The 14,586-nt window shown below is 66.9% G+C and carries 16 protein-coding genes; 5 read left to right on the plus strand and 11 right to left on the minus strand.

The window, feature by feature from the left end:
* Positions 1-4: 4 nt before the first annotated feature.
* The 6 genes from HBF26_RS08865 to HBF26_RS08890 are packed head-to-tail and all read right to left on the minus strand — an operon-like array spanning position 5 to position 6,244.
* Complete coding sequence (locus HBF26_RS08865; protein ID WP_167125121.1) at positions 5-808, minus strand: SDR family oxidoreductase; 804 nt, start codon at positions 806-808, stop codon at positions 5-7.
* On the minus strand, positions 805-1,695 hold the full coding sequence (locus HBF26_RS08870; protein ID WP_167125124.1) for an SMP-30/gluconolactonase/LRE family protein: 891 nt from the start codon (positions 1,693-1,695) through the stop codon (positions 805-807). The genes HBF26_RS08865 and HBF26_RS08870 overlap by 4 nt, the downstream gene beginning before the upstream one ends.
* Positions 1,695-2,696: an L-arabinose ABC transporter permease AraH gene (gene araH, locus HBF26_RS08875; RefSeq protein ID WP_167125126.1), complete on the minus strand. Its 1,002-nt coding sequence runs from the start codon at positions 2,694-2,696 to the stop codon at positions 1,695-1,697. Before araH ends, HBF26_RS08870 begins: the two co-directional genes overlap by 1 nt.
* A gap of 3 nt (positions 2,697-2,699) precedes the next feature.
* A complete protein-coding gene (gene araG, locus HBF26_RS08880) occupies positions 2,700-4,226 on the minus strand; it encodes an L-arabinose ABC transporter ATP-binding protein AraG (protein WP_167125128.1) in 1,527 nt (508 codons plus the stop codon).
* A 2-nt stretch (positions 4,227-4,228) separates the two neighbouring features.
* Entirely contained in the window at positions 4,229-5,218 is a 990-nt protein-coding gene (locus HBF26_RS08885) for an arabinose ABC transporter substrate-binding protein (RefSeq protein WP_167125130.1), read from the minus strand.
* A gap of 27 nt (positions 5,219-5,245) precedes the next feature.
* Complete coding sequence (locus HBF26_RS08890; RefSeq protein ID WP_167125132.1) at positions 5,246-6,244, minus strand: 2-dehydro-3-deoxygalactonokinase; 999 nt, start codon at positions 6,242-6,244, stop codon at positions 5,246-5,248.
* A 103-nt stretch (positions 6,245-6,347) separates the two neighbouring features.
* On the opposite strand from HBF26_RS08890, the gene HBF26_RS08895 reads away from it, so the two are divergent.
* Positions 6,348-7,283 (plus strand): LysR substrate-binding domain-containing protein, encoded by a 936-nt coding sequence (locus HBF26_RS08895; RefSeq protein ID WP_167125134.1) that lies wholly within the window; start codon positions 6,348-6,350, stop codon positions 7,281-7,283.
* A gap of 147 nt (positions 7,284-7,430) precedes the next feature.
* Here HBF26_RS08895 and HBF26_RS08900 read toward each other — a convergent pair whose 3' ends face one another.
* From HBF26_RS08900 to rpsU, 5 genes are all read right to left on the minus strand, one after another.
* A complete protein-coding gene (locus HBF26_RS08900) occupies positions 7,431-8,045 on the minus strand; it encodes a DedA family protein (protein ID WP_167125136.1) in 615 nt (204 codons plus the stop codon).
* Positions 8,046-8,136: 91 nt separating this feature from the next.
* On the minus strand, positions 8,137-9,879 hold the full coding sequence (dnaG, locus tag HBF26_RS08905; protein WP_167125138.1) for a DNA primase: 1,743 nt from the start codon (positions 9,877-9,879) through the stop codon (positions 8,137-8,139).
* A gap of 52 nt (positions 9,880-9,931) precedes the next feature.
* Positions 9,932-10,105 carry a DUF1328 domain-containing protein gene (locus HBF26_RS08910; RefSeq protein ID WP_072322409.1) on the minus strand — a complete coding sequence of 58 codons (174 nt, stop codon included), beginning with the start codon at positions 10,103-10,105 and terminating at the stop codon, positions 9,932-9,934.
* Between the two features lie 229 nt (positions 10,106-10,334).
* Positions 10,335-10,787 carry a GatB/YqeY domain-containing protein gene (locus HBF26_RS08915; RefSeq protein WP_167125140.1) on the minus strand — a complete coding sequence of 151 codons (453 nt, stop codon included), beginning with the start codon at positions 10,785-10,787 and terminating at the stop codon, positions 10,335-10,337.
* Between the two features lie 136 nt (positions 10,788-10,923).
* Complete coding sequence (rpsU, locus tag HBF26_RS08920) at positions 10,924-11,139, minus strand: 30S ribosomal protein S21 (RefSeq protein WP_029213735.1); 216 nt, start codon at positions 11,137-11,139, stop codon at positions 10,924-10,926.
* 65 nt (positions 11,140-11,204) lie between these two features.
* Between rpsU and tsaD the strand changes: the two genes are divergently transcribed.
* From tsaD to folK, 4 genes are all read left to right on the plus strand, one after another.
* On the plus strand, positions 11,205-12,245 hold the full coding sequence (gene tsaD / locus HBF26_RS08925) for a tRNA (adenosine(37)-N6)-threonylcarbamoyltransferase complex transferase subunit TsaD (RefSeq protein ID WP_167125142.1): 1,041 nt from the start codon (positions 11,205-11,207) through the stop codon (positions 12,243-12,245).
* A 155-nt stretch (positions 12,246-12,400) separates the two neighbouring features.
* Positions 12,401-12,760 (plus strand): dihydroneopterin aldolase, encoded by a 360-nt coding sequence (gene folB, locus HBF26_RS08930; protein WP_167125144.1) that lies wholly within the window; start codon positions 12,401-12,403, stop codon positions 12,758-12,760.
* A complete protein-coding gene (locus HBF26_RS08935) occupies positions 12,757-14,022 on the plus strand; it encodes a mechanosensitive ion channel family protein (RefSeq protein ID WP_167125146.1) in 1,266 nt (421 codons plus the stop codon). The genes folB and HBF26_RS08935 overlap by 4 nt, the downstream gene beginning before the upstream one ends.
* Before the next feature lies 1 nt (position 14,023).
* On the plus strand, positions 14,024-14,533 hold the full coding sequence (gene folK / locus HBF26_RS08940; protein ID WP_167125148.1) for a 2-amino-4-hydroxy-6-hydroxymethyldihydropteridine diphosphokinase: 510 nt from the start codon (positions 14,024-14,026) through the stop codon (positions 14,531-14,533).
* The last annotated feature ends 53 nt before the right edge of the window (positions 14,534-14,586 follow it).

Below are 14,586 nucleotides of genomic sequence, written 5' to 3' on the forward strand. Positions count from 1 at the left end.
GCGTTCACTCGTGGTAGAGCTGGGAGCGGCCGCCGTCGATGCGAATGTCGGCGGCGTTGATGTAGCGGGCTTCGTCGGACGCGAGGAACAGTGCGGTATAGGCAATTTCCTCGGGCTCGCCGATGCGCTTGTTGGGCAGTATCTCGGTCTGCTTCCGCCGCTCGGCTTCGGGATCGGGCGCGGCGGCGAAGCCGGCTTCGGCGATCGCGGTGAGCACGAGGCCGGGCGAGATCGAATTCACCCGGATGCCACGCGCGGCGTATTCGATGCCCAGGGCCTTCGTGAGGCCGATCAGGCCATGCTTGGCCACCGGGTAGGGGAAACAGTGCGGAATGATCTTGTGCCCGTGCACCGAGGCGATGTTCACGATGCTGCCGTGCCCGAGCGCGAGCATGCCCGGCAACACCGCCTTCGCGCAGTTCCAGGCGCCTTTCAGGTCCACCTCGAAGCAGCGCGTCCATTCCTCGTCGCTCAACGACAGCGGGTCGTTGAAGACATTGATGCCGGCGTTGTTCACCAGCACGTCGGGCGGCCCGAAGCGCTCGTTGGCGGCGGCGACCATGCGCCCGATGGCATCGGGGTGGGTCACGTCCGCCTCGAAGAGCATGGCGTCGCCGGTGTCGAGGCTGGCGAGCGTGTCGCGTGCCTGCGCATTGTCCTCGAGCACGTTGAGGACGATCTTCGCGCCATGCGCGGCGAACAGCCGCGCGGTGGCCGCGCCGATGCCCTGGGTGGCGCCGGTGACGATGGCCACCTTGCCGGCGAGCCGGGGAAGCGGTGTGGTGCGGGGATCGGGGCGGCGGGTCATGCCTTCACTCCGTGACCGTAGCGCGCTTCCGGCAAGCCGCGGCCCTGCGCCGGGCTGCCGATGAAGATGGCGCCGTTGGCGGGCTCGTCGCGCAGCACCGACTCGTCCAGGCCCTTGTGGGCCGAGGTGATCACCATGCGGTCGAGCTCGCGGCCGGCGAAGCTCACGCAGCTGGGTTGCCGCGCCGGCAGTTCGATCGTCGCGTCGACCCTGCCGTCCGGCGCGTAACGCACGACGCGCGAACCGCCCCACTGGGCGTTCCAGAGGAAGCCTTCCGCGTCTACCGTGGAGCCGTCCGGCTCCAGTCCGGGCGACAGTGCCGCGAACACCCGGATACGGTCGACCTCGCCGCTGGCGGCGTCGTAGTCGCAGGCCATGATCTGGGCGGTGGGCGAGTCGGTGAAGTACATCGTCTCCCCGTCGGGGCTGAAGCAGATGCTATTGGTGATCGCTGCCTTGGGCAGGGCGAGGCGGCCCAGCTTGCCGTCGTGCGTATAGCGCCAGAACGAGGCCGTTTTCTCCGGGCCGCGTTCGTTGAGCGTGCCGAACACGAAGTTGCCGCCGCGGTCGCAGCGCCCATCGTTGGCGCGCATGCCGGTCAGGTCGGGCTCGATGTCCTCCAGCACGTGCAGCGTGCCGTCGCGGGTGTCGTAGCGCGCCAGCTGTTTCTCCAGCGCCAGCAGCAGCACCCCCGGCACGTGGGTGAGTGCGAAGCAGCACAGACGGGCGGGAAGCACCGCCTCCGACACGGCGCCCGTGGCCGGGTCGTACGCGTACAGGCGCGAGGTGGCGATGTCGGTCCAGCGCACCAGGCTGGCGTGGTCGTCCCAGATCACGCCCTCGGCGTGGGCCTGGCGTTGTGGCGAAATCGGCTTGAAGTCGGTCATCAGCGGGATTGCCTGCGGTTCTTTAGCTGGTCCACGAGCACGGCGATCAGGAGGATCGCGCCACGCACGAGGTACTGGTAGAAGGCGTCGATGTTCATGAGGCTCATTGCATTCTGCACGGTGCCCATGATGAGCACGCCAACGAGCACGCCACTGATGGTCGCACGGCCGCCCATCAGCGACACGCCGCCCAGCACGCACGCCGAGATCACGTTGAGCTCGAAGCCCTCGCCGGCGTTGGGTTGCCCGCTGGTCATGCGCGAGGCGAGGATCACTCCCGCCAGCGCGGCAACGAGCCCCTGGATGAGGAAGATGGCGATGCGCACGCGGTCGACGGCCACGCCGGCGAGGCGCGCCGCATCGGGGTTGCCGCCGATCGCCAGGGTGTTGCGGCCGTAGATGGTCTTGTTGAGCAGCACGCCGAAGACGACGAAGCAGGCGAGCGTGACCCATACCGGCACCGGAAGCCCCAGGAACTGCGAGCTGCCGAGGGTGAAGAAGGCTTCGCTGCTGACGCCGACCGCCTGGCCGTGAGAGGCGATGAACGCAAGGCCGCGCACGATCTCCATCGTGGCCAGGGTGGTGATCAGTGCGTTGATCTTGAGCTTCGCGATGACCACGCCATTGACGAAGCCCACGAGCGCGCCGGCGACGATGGCCGCGGCCATGCCGATGGCCACGCTACCGGTGGCGTTGGACACGATGGCGCAGAACACGCCGGCAAACGCCACGGTGGAACCGACCGAAAGGTCGAAGTCGCGCGAGGCAAGGCAGAACATCATGGTGCAGGCGACCATGCCGATCTGCGACACCGACAGGGCCAGGCCCACGACGTTGTCCCACGAGAAGAAGTAGCGCACCGTCATGCTCAGCACGGCGAACAGCACGATAAAGATGCCGATCAGGCTGTAATCGTCGACTAGCTGCCAGAGCAGGGCGCAGCGGCGGTCGCGGGGCGCCTCGCGAGTCGCGGCGATGGCGGCGGCGTTGGACTCGGTCATGGGTCAGGCATTCCTTGGAAGGGTGGTTCCCGCGCCTTCGGGCAGGGCGGCGGCGAGGACGTTCTGTTCGTTGGCCGAGGCGCGATCGAACTGCCCCGTGATGCGGCCATGGCACATGGTGATCACGCGATCGGAAACGCCCAGTACTTCGGGAAGTTCGCTGGAGATCATCACCACGGCAACGCCGCGGTCGGCGAGCTCGTAGAGCACGTTGTAGATTTCGTTCTTGGCACCCACGTCGATGCCGCGCGTGGGTTCGTCGACGATCAGCACCCGCAGGTCCTTCTCGGCGAGCCAGCGCGAAAGCACGGCCTTCTGCTGGTTGCCGCCGGAAAGCAGGCGGATTTCCTGCCGGCGGTGCGGCGTGCGGATGCGCAGGCGCTCGATGAAGCGGTCGGCCGTGCGCGCCTCCGCGCGGTCGTTCACGAAGAGCCCCGCCGTGAGATGGTTCCGCCGCGCGCTGATGTTGATGTTCTCCGACACGGAGCGCACGCCGATGATGCCTTCTTCCTTGCGGTCCTCGGGGCAGAAGACGAGGCCGTGGCGGATGGCGTCGCGGATGCGCGACGCCTTTACCGGGCGTCCATCAACACGCACCTCGCCGGCGGTGCGCCGGTCGGCGCCGTACACGACGCGCATGATCTCCGAGCGTCCGGCGCCCACCAATCCGAAGAAGCCCACGATCTCGCCGGCACGCACGTCGAAGGTGGTCGGCGCCGGCAACGCGCGGCCGGTGACTCCCTCGACCGAAAGGCGCACGTCGCCCTGTGCACGCGGGCGGTAGCCGAAGATGTCGCTGATCTCTCGGCCGACCATGCGTTGCACGAGCGTGTCGCGCGTGACGCCTTCCAGAGTGTCGAAATCGGCCACTTTGCGGCCGTCACGGAAGATGGTGGCGGCGTCGCAGAGTTCGAAGATCTCGTCCATGCGGTGCGAGATGTAGATCATCGCCTTGCCCTGTGCGCGCAGGTCGCGCACGAGGCGGAACAGCACGTCCGTCTCGCGGTGCGACAGCGAACTGGTCGGTTCGTCCAGCGCGAGGATCTTCGCGTCGCGGAGAATGGCCTTCACGATCTCAACCATCTGCCGCTGGCCGATGGAGAGTTGCTTCAGCTTCGCGCGCGGGTCGAGATCGACACCCAGCGCGTCCAGTCGTTCGCGGGTCCAGGCCAGCGCGCGGCGGCGATCGACAAGGCCGAAGCGTGTCGGCAGGCGCCCTAGCAGCAGGTTCTCCATGACCGAAAGCTCCGGCACGTACTGGAGTTCCTGGTGGATCACCGCCACCCCGGCCTCGATGGCGTCGGCGGCGCTGCGAAAGTGCATCGTCTGCCCGTCGATGGCCACCTCGCCCTCGTCGGGAATGTATTCCCCGCCAAGGATCTTCATCATCGTGGACTTGCCTGCGCCGTTCTCGCCGAGCAGGCCGTGCACGCTGCCCGCGCGTACCTCGAAGCCGACGTCACCGAGCGCCCGCACGCCGGGGAAGGTCTTCCCGATGTGGCGGAACTCGAGGCGCGGAACGTCGGCCATGGTCAAAGCCCCATTTCCTTGCGGATCTCGTCCGCATTGGCGCGCGTGATGAGGCGGCCGGTGGTGAGCGTGAGCGCCGGCGGTGCCTTGTCGTTCTTGATCCACTCGTACATGTTCACCGAGGTCTCGTAACCGTGGCGCTTCGGGCTGATGAGCACGCTGCCGAAGAATCCGGTGGCCTGTGCCTTGGAGAATTCGTTGAGGGCCGACTTGCTGCCGCCGATGCCCACGCCGATGATGTTTTCGGCCGAGAAGCCGCGGCCTTCCGCTGCGCGCACGGCGCCGAGCACCGCTTCGTCGTTGAGGCCGAAGGCCACCCAGTGCTTGAAGTCCGGATGCTGGGTGATGGCGATGTTCGCCGCGTTGAACGCGTTCTCCGTATCGGTTTTCGCCTGGGGCGCGTTGACGATGTTGTCCTTCGGGAACCCGGCGGCGGTGAGTGCCTCGACCGCGCCTTCGGTACGTTCGCGCGCGGTGGGCAGCTGGTCGTAGGACACTCGCAATGCGCCGGTTTCTTCTGGCTTCCAGCCGCGCTTCTTCATTTCGTCGGCGATCGCCTGGCCGACCTGCTCGCCGATCTTCGATGCGGAAATGCCCATGTGCGGCACGGCCTCGATCGGCTTGCCGGCGCCGTCGACGAGGCGGTCGTCCACCGTCATAAGCTTCAGGCCGTCGGCCTTGGCCTTGGCGACGATCGAAGGGCCGAGCTTCACGTCCGGCGTGCAGATGATGAAGCCCTGCGCGTGCTGTGCCTTCAGGTTGTCGATGGTGGTGAGCACCTGACCGCCGTCGGGCGCGCCGATCTTCACCAGGGTGAAGCCCTTCTCCTTCGCCGCCTGCTCCGCGTACTTCCATTCGTCCTGGAACCAGGGTTCCTCGGGCTGCTTCACCACGAAGCCGATCTTCACTTCGTCGTTGGGTGCCGCGGAGCAGCCGGAAAGGGCGAGCGCCAGGGCAAGCGCCTTCAGACCGTTGGCGATGTTCATCTTCATGTGCTGCTCCTCGTCAAACGCAGGGGATTACCCGACCAGCCCGCGCCGGCGTGCCACGGCGATGGCGCCGTGTCCCGCGAGGTCGCGTTGCTCGTCGTCGCCCAGCACCGTGACGGTGCCGGAAAAGAAATCGTCGCCTTCCACCAGGCGGGCGATGGCCTCGCGCAGGATGGGCTTGCCGCTCACCACGAAGCGCGTGCCCGGGCTCATCCGGATCGCGCTGGAATTCTTGAGGGTGAGGAGGTCGGAGCCGAGCACGGCGCCGAGCAGGAAGTTCGCGCGCGCGTTGGCGTCGTACACCGCGAACTGGTCCAGGATGCGCACGCTGAAACAGGCGCGGCCCAGGCCGATCTTCTTCGCCGAGGCGGCGCCCGCGAGTAGCATCTCCCCATCGATGCGCTGCGCGAAGCCTTCCTTGAGCGAGCTGGCGAGGATCGTGTCGTGCGAGATCACGTGCAGCAGTTCGCCCGCGAGCGTGGTGACGCAGCCCTCGATCCGGCGCTCGGCATCGATGCTGACGAACTTGGAATGCGAACCCGGCAGCACGATGACGGTGGGCTCGTCGAGGCCGAGACGTTCCACCAGCGCGAAGGATTCCACCTCCTCGCCGCGCATCATGTCCATCGCCTCGCAGTTGTGCAGGCCGATGTGTTCCACCGCGTTCCGTACGCCCGGAACGAACCAGATGGGGTCGCGCCACACGTTGGGCAGGTGGCTCTCGCGCATGGCGCCGGCCAGGTCGTCGATGCTCGTGGCGGCGACCACGTGCGGAATCTCGCACAGGCCCATGTTGGAGGTGATCATGCCGGACGCCAGGGCCCGGTCGATGTCGCCTTCGTCCAGTTCCGCGGCGGCCAGGGCTTCGGCGATCGTCTCGCGAACACCTTCTTCGAGCCGGGTTCTGCTGCCGGTGATGGCCGTGTCGCGTACGCCGACCTGCCGCGCCGCCTGTCCGATGACGGCGCCGCGCTGCCACACGCTGACGCGCGTGTTGGTCGTGCCGGTGTCGATGGTGAGGATGTTCATCGGAGATCCGCTCTAGGGACCCCGGATTCTTGGCGTGGCCTTCCGACGCAGGCAAACTAGAAATTCTTCGGGCCTTCCCCAAATTTTTCTTGATGACCTTGCAATGAAGCGCTCGCTACCCCTCAACGCCGTGCGCGTGTTCGAGCTTGCAGCGCAGCATTCGAGCTTCACGAAGGCGGCCGAGGAACTGGCGCTGACGCCCGCAGCGGTCAGTGCGCAAGTCAAATTGCTGGAATCCTATCTCGGCACACCGCTCTTTGTGCGGCGCAACAATCGACTGAAACTCACGGCCGCCGGCGAGAATTATTTTCCGCGCGTTCGCGACGTTTTTCGTGCGCTGCAGCAAGCGACCGACCAGGTTCTCGGCCAGAGGAACGCCTCGCTGCGGGTCTCGGTACCTCCCACCTTCGGCACGAAGTGGCTCGTGCCTCGCCTGTTCCGCTTCTTCGCGAAGCACCCGGACATCGCCGTCGAGGTGGTCACCGACGGTGGCGATGGCGGCGACTGGGATCTGGCGGTGGACGACCGCCTCGGTGAGGGACGCGAGCAATCGATCCTTGTCGTGAGTCGTTACACCCCGGTGTGCTCGCCGGCCGTGGCAGGGCAATTGCGCGGCCCCGAAGACCTTCCCACCCAGGTGCTGCTACACGAGCGCCCCGGCCGCCGCGCGGCTCCCGCCGTGGGCTGGGACCAGTGGTTCGAACGTGCCGGCGTCGCTCCCGGCGCCGTGTCGCGCGAAATGGGCTTCGGCGACGGCACGATGATGTTGCAGGCCGCCATCGAAGGGCAGGGCGTGGCGTTGGCGCAGGAGCTTCTTGTCGCTTACGACCTTGCTGCCGGAAGGCTTGCCGAGCCGTTCCGCATCGACGTTCCGTTGCAGCACACGTATTACCTTTCCGTATCGCACGAGGCGACCGCGCGGGAAGAAACCGAACTGTTCAGGGCCTGGCTGTTCGCCGAACTGGGAAATGTGGGAGCCGGCTACGCCGGCGATCCCGCGGCAGCGGGCGAAGTTCCCTCAAGCCCCCATCGCCGCTGAAGCGGCTCCCACACAAAGCACGCATGCTCGTCGGGAAGCCACGGTGCTCGGGGGCTTCTGTGGGAGCCGGCTACGCCGGCGATCCCGCGGCAGCGGGCATGCTTGGCGCGAATCCCATCGCCGTTGAAACGGCTCCCACATTACACACTAGCAATCCCTCGCCGCCTTCTTCTTCCGCCACCAGATCACGCCGAGCACCACCACGGCGGCGGCGATGGCGAGCCAGACGCCGGTCTGGCCGCGGCGGATCCACATCGCCAGCCATTCGTGGTTGTGCGCGCCGAAATAGCCGAGGTAGACCCAGATCGGCACGCTGATGGCGGCGGCGAGGCCGTCGAGCAGCAGGAAGCGGAAGAAGCCCACGCGGTGCGTGGCGCCGGCCGTGATGAACACGGCGGTGCGCATGCCGGGCAGGAAGCGCGCGACGAACATCATGCGGTTGCCGTAGCGCTCGAATTTCTCCTGCACCTTGGCATAGCGTTCCGGCGTCAGCAGCCGGGCCACGAGGCGCCAACTCATGATGCGCCCCCCGAAATGGCGGCCGAGCAGGAACATCGTGGAGTCGCCCACCAGCACGCCGGCCATGCCTACGCCGACCATGGTGTGCACGTCGCCGTAGCCCAGGCCGGTGATGATGCCGCCCGCGACCAGGCTGATGTCTTCGGGAAGCGGAAGGCCTGCGCCGCACAGCATCAGTGCGAAGAAGACAGCGAGGTAGCCGTTCCTTCCGAAGAAATCGACGAGGTCGTTGAGCAGGTCCATCAGTGGCGCACGAATCCGGCCCGGGCCGGTCCCTTGGAAATACGAAGGCGGGATGATCCCATGGATCGCGTTATGCCAGCGATGCAGCGCATCATTCGCCATCCGCCGGGGCGGGTGCCGCGCGGGCAGCGAGCAGCACGCGTAGTTCCGCCTTTTCGGTGTCGTCGAGCACGCCCTCGCGGCTGCGGGCGATCAGGTACTCGCGGCGTTGTGTGGTGACCTGGCGCTGCATCTGGGCCAGGGCGTCCAGGAACTCCACGCGCTGCATGTCGGCCTCGCCGATCACTTCGGCCTGCATCAGCTTCTGCAATGACGGGTACTCCGGCCGGTCGAGGAAATGCTCGACCAGCACGGCCGGGTTGATGCCCGGGCGGGCGCGGGCGACGTCGATCAGTTCGGCCAGCAGGTCGACGCCTGGCCGGTCCAGGCGCAGGAAGGGATAGGGCGGCTCCACTTCGTCGGCCAGCGAGGGCTGGGCCAGGAGGAGGGTGATGGCGCTGCGGACGAGGCTGCGCTGCACGTTTGCCGGCCGGGCAGGAGCACGGCGCGCCGGTTCCGGCTCGGCGTCGAGCACGGCGCGTGCCCCCGTACGGCGCTGGAGTTCCTGCGCCATCAGGTCGCGGAAGGCGCCGTCGGGCAGCTTCGCGATGAGCGGACGGGCCCGTTCGGCGAGACGCGCCTTGCCGTCGATGCGGGTGGTGTCGACGTCGCGACCGAGTTCCTCGAAGAAGTACTCGGACATCGGCATGGCGTTCTTCATGCGCTGCTCGAAGCCGTCCTTGCCCTCCTTTCGTACCAGCGTATCCGGATCCTCGCCGTCGGGGAGGAACAGGAAGTGCGCCTGGCGGCCGTCGCGCATGCGGGGAAGGATGGATTCCAGCGCGCGCCACGCCGCCTGGCGGCCGGCGCGGTCGCCGTCGAAGCAGAAGTAGACGTCGGGTGCGGCGCGGAAGAGCACTTCAGCGTGCTCCGGCGTGGTCGCGGTGCCCAGCGTGGCCACGGCGATGGGCAGGCCTGCCTGGTGGAGTGCGATGACGTCCATGTAGCCCTCCACCACCATGATCCGGGTGAGGTGCTGATGGGCCTGCTTGACCTGCCAGAGGGCGAAGAGCTCGCGGCCCTTATGGAAAAGCGGCGTTTCCGGCGAGTTGAGGTATTTCGGGCTCTGCTCGGACGACAGCACGCGACCGCCGAAGGCGATGACGCGGCCGCGCCGGTCGAGGATGGGGAACATCACCCGCTCGCGGAACCGGTCGTAGCGGTTGCCGCGCTCGTTGCTGGCGACCATGCCCGCTTCGTTGAGCAACTGGCGCCGACGGTCGGTAGTGCCCAGCGCCTTCAGCACGCCATCGAACCCCGCGGGCGCCCAGCCGATGCGGAAGCGCTTCACGATCTCGTCGTCGAGGCCGCGGCGGTCGATGTAGGCGCGGGCTTCGGGACTGTTGCCCAGTTCGCGCTGGTAGAACGAGGCGGCCTCGTCGAGCAGTGTGTAGAGGTCGCTGCGGTCTTCCCGCGGCTTATCGTCGCGGGCGCCCTCGTAAGGCACTTTCAGGCCCGCCGACTGCGCCAGTTCCTCGATGGCGTCGGGGAACTCCAGGCGGTCGTAGTCCATGATGAACTTGATCGCACTGCCGTGCGCCCCGCACCCGAAGCAGTGGAAGAACTGCTTCTGGGGGCTTACGTAGAACGACGGCGACCGCTCATTGTGGAAGGGGCAGCAGGCCGTCCATTCCCGGCCTGCCTTCTTCAGGGGCACGCGCCGCTCGATCACGTCGACGATGTCGACGCGGGTCAGCAGTTCATCGATGAAGCTGTCGGGAATTCGGCCACGCATCAGTCCCCTAGGATGCCATGCATCCGCTTCCGTATGGAGTCCGGCCGGGGTGTCAGAAGGCGAGCTTGAAGACGCCGATGACAGCCAGGATGGCGATCACGAACAGGATCAGGAAGATGGCGAAGCAGACCTTGGCAATGGTCGCGGCCACGCCGGAGACGCGGCTGAAGCCGAGCGCGCCGGTCACGAGCGCGATCAGGCCGAAGATGATGGCGTACTTGAGCATGGAGATCCTCCTTGGGGCGCGGGGAGGATGCGGCGGCGTGCGTGGGGAGGCCGTGAAGCCGCGGATGCAAGGGGGGAGCCGTCACCCTTTTGGAACCGTCACCCTTTGGGAACCGGCAACCTTGTGGGAGCCGGCTATGCCGGCGATCCCGCGGCAGCGGGCATGCTTGCCGCGAGCACCCATCGCCGCTGAAGCGGCTCCCACAAAGGCCCTCAGTAAAGAGGTGGTGTTATCCGGCTCTGGCCAGCTTGGCCTTCACCTTGCCGGCAACGGCGGCCATATCGGCGCGGCCGGCGGCCTTTTCCTTCACCAGGGCAACCACCTTGCCCATATCCCGGGCGGAGCTGGCGCCCGATTCGGCGATGGCCGCGGCGATGATGGCGTCGAGTTCGGCCTCGTCGAGCTTGGCGGGCAGGTAGCCGGCGATCACGCCCATCTCGTAGCGCTCGACGTCGGCCAGGTCGGTGCGGCCGGCCTTGTCGTATTGCTCGATCGAGTCGCGGCGCTGCTTCTGCATCTTCTCGAGTACGGCCAGCACCTGCGTGTCGTCGAGCTCGATCCGTTCGTCGACCTCGCGCTGCTTGATCTGGGCCTGGACCAGGCGGATGACGCCCAGGCGGTCCTTCTCCCCGCCCTTCATGGCGGCCTTCATGTCTTCGGTGATCTTTGCCTTGAGGCTCATGATTCTTTTCTCCGGGACGACGAAAAGCCGGCTTCACCTTTCGGCAAAGCCGGCTCGGGATTTCCGCCTGATTGCGGCGGCGGCGAGAACGCGCCAGCCGCGGTACCATGCCGGCCCGGGAAGGCCGGCCGGTGCATCAGTACATGCGGGTCCGGCGCGTCGTGTCGCGGGACAGACGGCGCAGGTGGCGCTTCACAGCAGCGGCGCGCTTGCGCTTACGCTCCTGGGTCGGCTTTTCGTAAAATTCGCGCTTGCGCGTTTCGGCCAGCACGCCAGCCTTCTCGCACGTACGCTTGAAGCGGCGAAGGGCAAGCTCAAACGGCTCGTTCTCGCGGACTTTAACGCTCGGCATGGAAACTCCACTTGGTTAAACTGACCCGTGAATCCGGGTGAGCCGTGGATTATAACGTGAGTTTGATGAGAAATTCAAAGCCCGTGCTTGGCGTGGAAACGTCCTGTGACGAGACGGGCGTTGCCCTGCTGCGCTGGGACCCTGACCAACCGGGTCGCGGGCTCCTTTCGCACGCGCTTTTCAGCCAGATCGCCCTGCACGCGGAATACGGCGGCGTCGTGCCGGAATTGGCCAGTCGCGATCACGTGCGCAAGCTGCTGCCGCTGGTGCGCCAGGCCCTGAAGGACGCCGGCCTGACGCCGGCCGACCTGGGCGGGGTGGCCTATACCGCCGGTCCCGGCCTCGTGGGCGCCTTGCTCGTGGGCGCGTCGGCGGCGCGGGCCATGGCCTGGGCGCTCGGCGTGCCGGCCATCGGCGTGCACCACATGGAAGGCCACCTCCTGGCACCGCTGCTCGAGGACGACCCGCCGGAGCCGCCGTTCGTGGCGCTGCTGGTTTCCGGCGGGCATTCCATGCTGGTGGAGGTCAAGGCCATCGGGGAATACCGCATCCTCGGCGATACGCTGGACGACGCCGCGGGCGAAGCCTTCGACAAGACCGCGAAGCTCATGGGCCTGCCGTATCCGGGCGGCCCGGCGCTCGCCAAGCTCGCCGAGCAGGGCACTCCCGGCCGGTTCCGCTTTTCCAGGCCCATGGTCGACCGCCCGGGGCTGGATTTCAGCTTTTCCGGATTGAAGACCCAGGTGCTGCTGGCCTGGCAGGCCTCCGACAAGAGCGACCAGACCCGCGCCGACATCGCGCGCGGGTTCGAGGAAGCCATTGTCGACACCCTGGCCATCAAATGCCGGCGCGCGCTGGAAGCCACCGGCGCCAAGCGGCTGGTGATCGCCGGTGGCGTGGGCGCGAACAAGCGCCTGCGCGAGCAGCTGGCGCAGGCCGGAGCCGCGGACGGGTTCCGCGTCTACTTCCCGCGCCTGGCGTTCTGTACCGACAACGGGGCCATGATCGCCCTCGCGGGTGCCATCCGGCTGGCAGCGGGCCAGCACCAGGACGAAACCATCCAGGTGTTCCCGCGCTGGAACCTCGAGACGCTGCCCGCGGCTTGAGTGTGTGGGAGCCGGCTACGCCGGCGATCCCGCGGCAGCGGGCAAGTTCGCGGCGAGTACCCATCGCCGCTGAAGCGGCTCCCACAGAAAGCAGGCGCTTGCGCAATCGGCCTTCCTCGCCGACCCTGTACGACCCTCTTCATCGTTACACCCCCATGGACATCGTCTTCATAGAGGACCTGCGCATCGACGCGGTCATCGGTATCTACGATTGGGAGCGGCGCATCCGGCAGACGCTGTCGTTCGACCTGGAAATGGCGTTCGACAATCGCCGTCCCGCGGCCAGCGACGATATCGCCGACACCCTCAATTACAAATCGATCTCCAAGCGCCTTCAGGCCTATGTGGAAGCCTCGAGCTTCGGCCTCGTGGAGACACTGGCAGAGCGGTGCGCCGAGATCGTGCAGAACGAATTCGGCGTGGCCTGGGTCCGGCTCAAGCTGTCCAAGCCGGGCGCCGTGCGCGGTGCGAAAGCGGTCGGCGTGCGTATCGAGCGCGGTACGCGTCCGCAATGATCGATCCGCGCGATATACAAACGTTCCTTGACGAGGTCATTCCGTCGGCCGTGTGGCGCAGCGTGGTGCTGGTCGGTGGACTCGTCGTCATCGCCTGGCTGGTGGACCTGCTCGGCCGCCTGTTCCTCCATCGCGTGGTGCGCGCGGCCACACGGCACACGCATTGGCGCTGGGACGACGCGCTCTATGAATTCGGCTGCTTCCGCTGGCTGGCGCGCGTGCTGCCCGGCGTTGTCGTTTACTACGGCATCGCCCTGCTGCTGCCGGTGGACGACGGCGTGGGCGCGTTCGTGCGCAGCCTTGCCGTCTGCTGGATCATCGTGTGCGTGATCTCGGCCATGGGTCGCGCCCTGCTCGCGTTCGAATCGCTGTACAGCGCCACCCCGGCGGGGAAGCGATCGATCAAGGGCATCGTCCAGTTGCTGCAGATGGCGTTGTGGATCGTGGCGCTGGTGCTGGTGATCACCAAGCTCACCCATCAGAGCGTCGGCCTGCTGCTGTCCGGCATCGGTGCCATGTCCGCCGTGCTGCTGCTGGTGTTCAAGGACACCATCCTGGGCTTCGTCGCCGGCATCCAGCTGAGCACGAACGACATGTTGCGCATCGGCGACTGGATCACCATGCCTTCCGCGGGCGTCGACGGCGACGTCATCGACATCACGCTGCATACGGTGAAGGTTCGCAATTTCGACCGCACGATCGTCACGGTACCCACCTGGAAGCTGATTTCCGAATCGTTCCAGAACTGGCGCGGCATGGCCGAATCGGGCGGGCGACGGATCAAGCGCGAACTGTTCGTCGACGCGGCATGCGTGCGCTTCCTCGAGGACGAGGAAATCGAACGCTATGGAAGCGTGTACCTGCTCAAGGCCTACCTGGAGCGCAAGCGCGAGGATATCCGCCGCTGGAACGAGGCGCTGGGCGAACCGGGCAAGCTCCCGGTGAACCGGCGCCGGCAGACCAATATCGGCGCCTTTCGCGCCTATGCCGAGGCGTACCTCGCGGCGCACCCGGACGTGCACGACAAGATGACCCGCATGGTCCGCATGCGCGACCCGGGTGCGCAGGGCATCCCGCTGGAAGTCTATTGCTTCACCAATACGGTGGTGTGGCTCGATTACGAGCGCATCCAGGCGGACATCTTCGACCACCTGATCGCGATCCTTCCCGAGTTCGGACTGCGGCCGTTCCAGCAGCCGTCGGGCGGCGACGTGCGCGACGCCGTTGCCGGCATGCGTGTCGCGGCTGCCCGGGAGGTCTGACGTGGGGCGCGCCTACCTCAGCCTGGGTTCCAACATCGATGCGGAGCACTGGCTCGGTCTCGCCGTGGCGGAACTGCGGGCACGCTTCGGGAAGCTGGACGTGTCGCCGGTCTACCGCAGCGCGGCGGTCGGTTTCGACGGGCCCGATTTCCTGAACCTGGCCGTGGGCCTGGACAGCGACCTCGCTCCCGAAGCCCTGAACGACTGGCTCCACGCCCTGGAAGACCGGCATGGCCGGGTGCGCGGCGGCAAACGCTACGCCAGCCGCACCCTCGACGTGGACATCGTCCTCTACGACGACCTCGTGCTGAGCGGCGAGGGCCACCTTCAGGTGCCCCGCGGCGAACTGCGGCATGCGTTTGTGCTGAAGCCCATGGCCGACATCGCACCCGACGTCCGTCACCCCGTCAGCGGGAAGACGATGGCGGAACTCTGGGCGGCCTTTCCGGTGGGGAACGAGCCGCTCGCAGTCGATGAACGTTGCTCCGCGGCCATCCAAGAATCGCCATAGCAGCAAGAAAATCTCTCGGCCCCTCTCGTCTTGCCGTCTGTGGGAGCCGCTTC

This window comes from Luteibacter jiangsuensis, from assembly GCF_011742555.1.
Lineage (GTDB): Bacteria > Pseudomonadota > Gammaproteobacteria > Xanthomonadales > Rhodanobacteraceae > Luteibacter > Luteibacter jiangsuensis.

Excerpts from the sequence above, each read along its gene's own strand:
- HBF26_RS08910 (WP_072322409.1), bottom strand. The coding sequence starts at position 10,105 with ATGCTCAAGTACGCCATCATCTTCGGCCTGATCGCGCTCGTGACCGGC.
- HBF26_RS08870 (WP_167125124.1), bottom strand. The coding sequence starts at position 1,695 with ATGACCGACTTCAAGCCGATTTCGCCACAACGCCAGGCCCACGCCGAG.
- HBF26_RS08895 (WP_167125134.1), top strand. The coding sequence starts at position 6,348 with ATGAAGCGCTCGCTACCCCTCAACGCCGTGCGCGTGTTCGAGCTTGCA.
- dnaG (WP_167125138.1), bottom strand. The coding sequence starts at position 9,879 with ATGCGTGGCCGAATTCCCGACAGCTTCATCGATGAACTGCTGACCCGC.
- HBF26_RS08865 (WP_167125121.1), bottom strand. The coding sequence starts at position 808 with ATGACCCGCCGCCCCGATCCCCGCACCACACCGCTTCCCCGGCTCGCC.
- HBF26_RS08890 (WP_167125132.1), bottom strand. The coding sequence starts at position 6,244 with ATGAACATCCTCACCATCGACACCGGCACGACCAACACGCGCGTCAGC.
- rpsU (WP_029213735.1), bottom strand. The coding sequence starts at position 11,139 with ATGCCGAGCGTTAAAGTCCGCGAGAACGAGCCGTTTGAGCTTGCCCTT.
- tsaD (WP_167125142.1), top strand. The coding sequence starts at position 11,205 with ATGAGAAATTCAAAGCCCGTGCTTGGCGTGGAAACGTCCTGTGACGAG.
- folB (WP_167125144.1), top strand. The coding sequence starts at position 12,401 with ATGGACATCGTCTTCATAGAGGACCTGCGCATCGACGCGGTCATCGGT.
- araG (WP_167125128.1), bottom strand. The coding sequence starts at position 4,226 with ATGGCCGACGTTCCGCGCCTCGAGTTCCGCCACATCGGGAAGACCTTC.
- HBF26_RS08935 (WP_167125146.1), top strand. The coding sequence starts at position 12,757 with ATGATCGATCCGCGCGATATACAAACGTTCCTTGACGAGGTCATTCCG.
- HBF26_RS08915 (WP_167125140.1), bottom strand. The coding sequence starts at position 10,787 with ATGAGCCTCAAGGCAAAGATCACCGAAGACATGAAGGCCGCCATGAAG.
- araH (WP_167125126.1), bottom strand. The coding sequence starts at position 2,696 with ATGACCGAGTCCAACGCCGCCGCCATCGCCGCGACTCGCGAGGCGCCC.
- HBF26_RS08885 (WP_167125130.1), bottom strand. The coding sequence starts at position 5,218 with ATGAAGATGAACATCGCCAACGGTCTGAAGGCGCTTGCCCTGGCGCTC.
- HBF26_RS08900 (WP_167125136.1), bottom strand. The coding sequence starts at position 8,045 with ATGGACCTGCTCAACGACCTCGTCGATTTCTTCGGAAGGAACGGCTAC.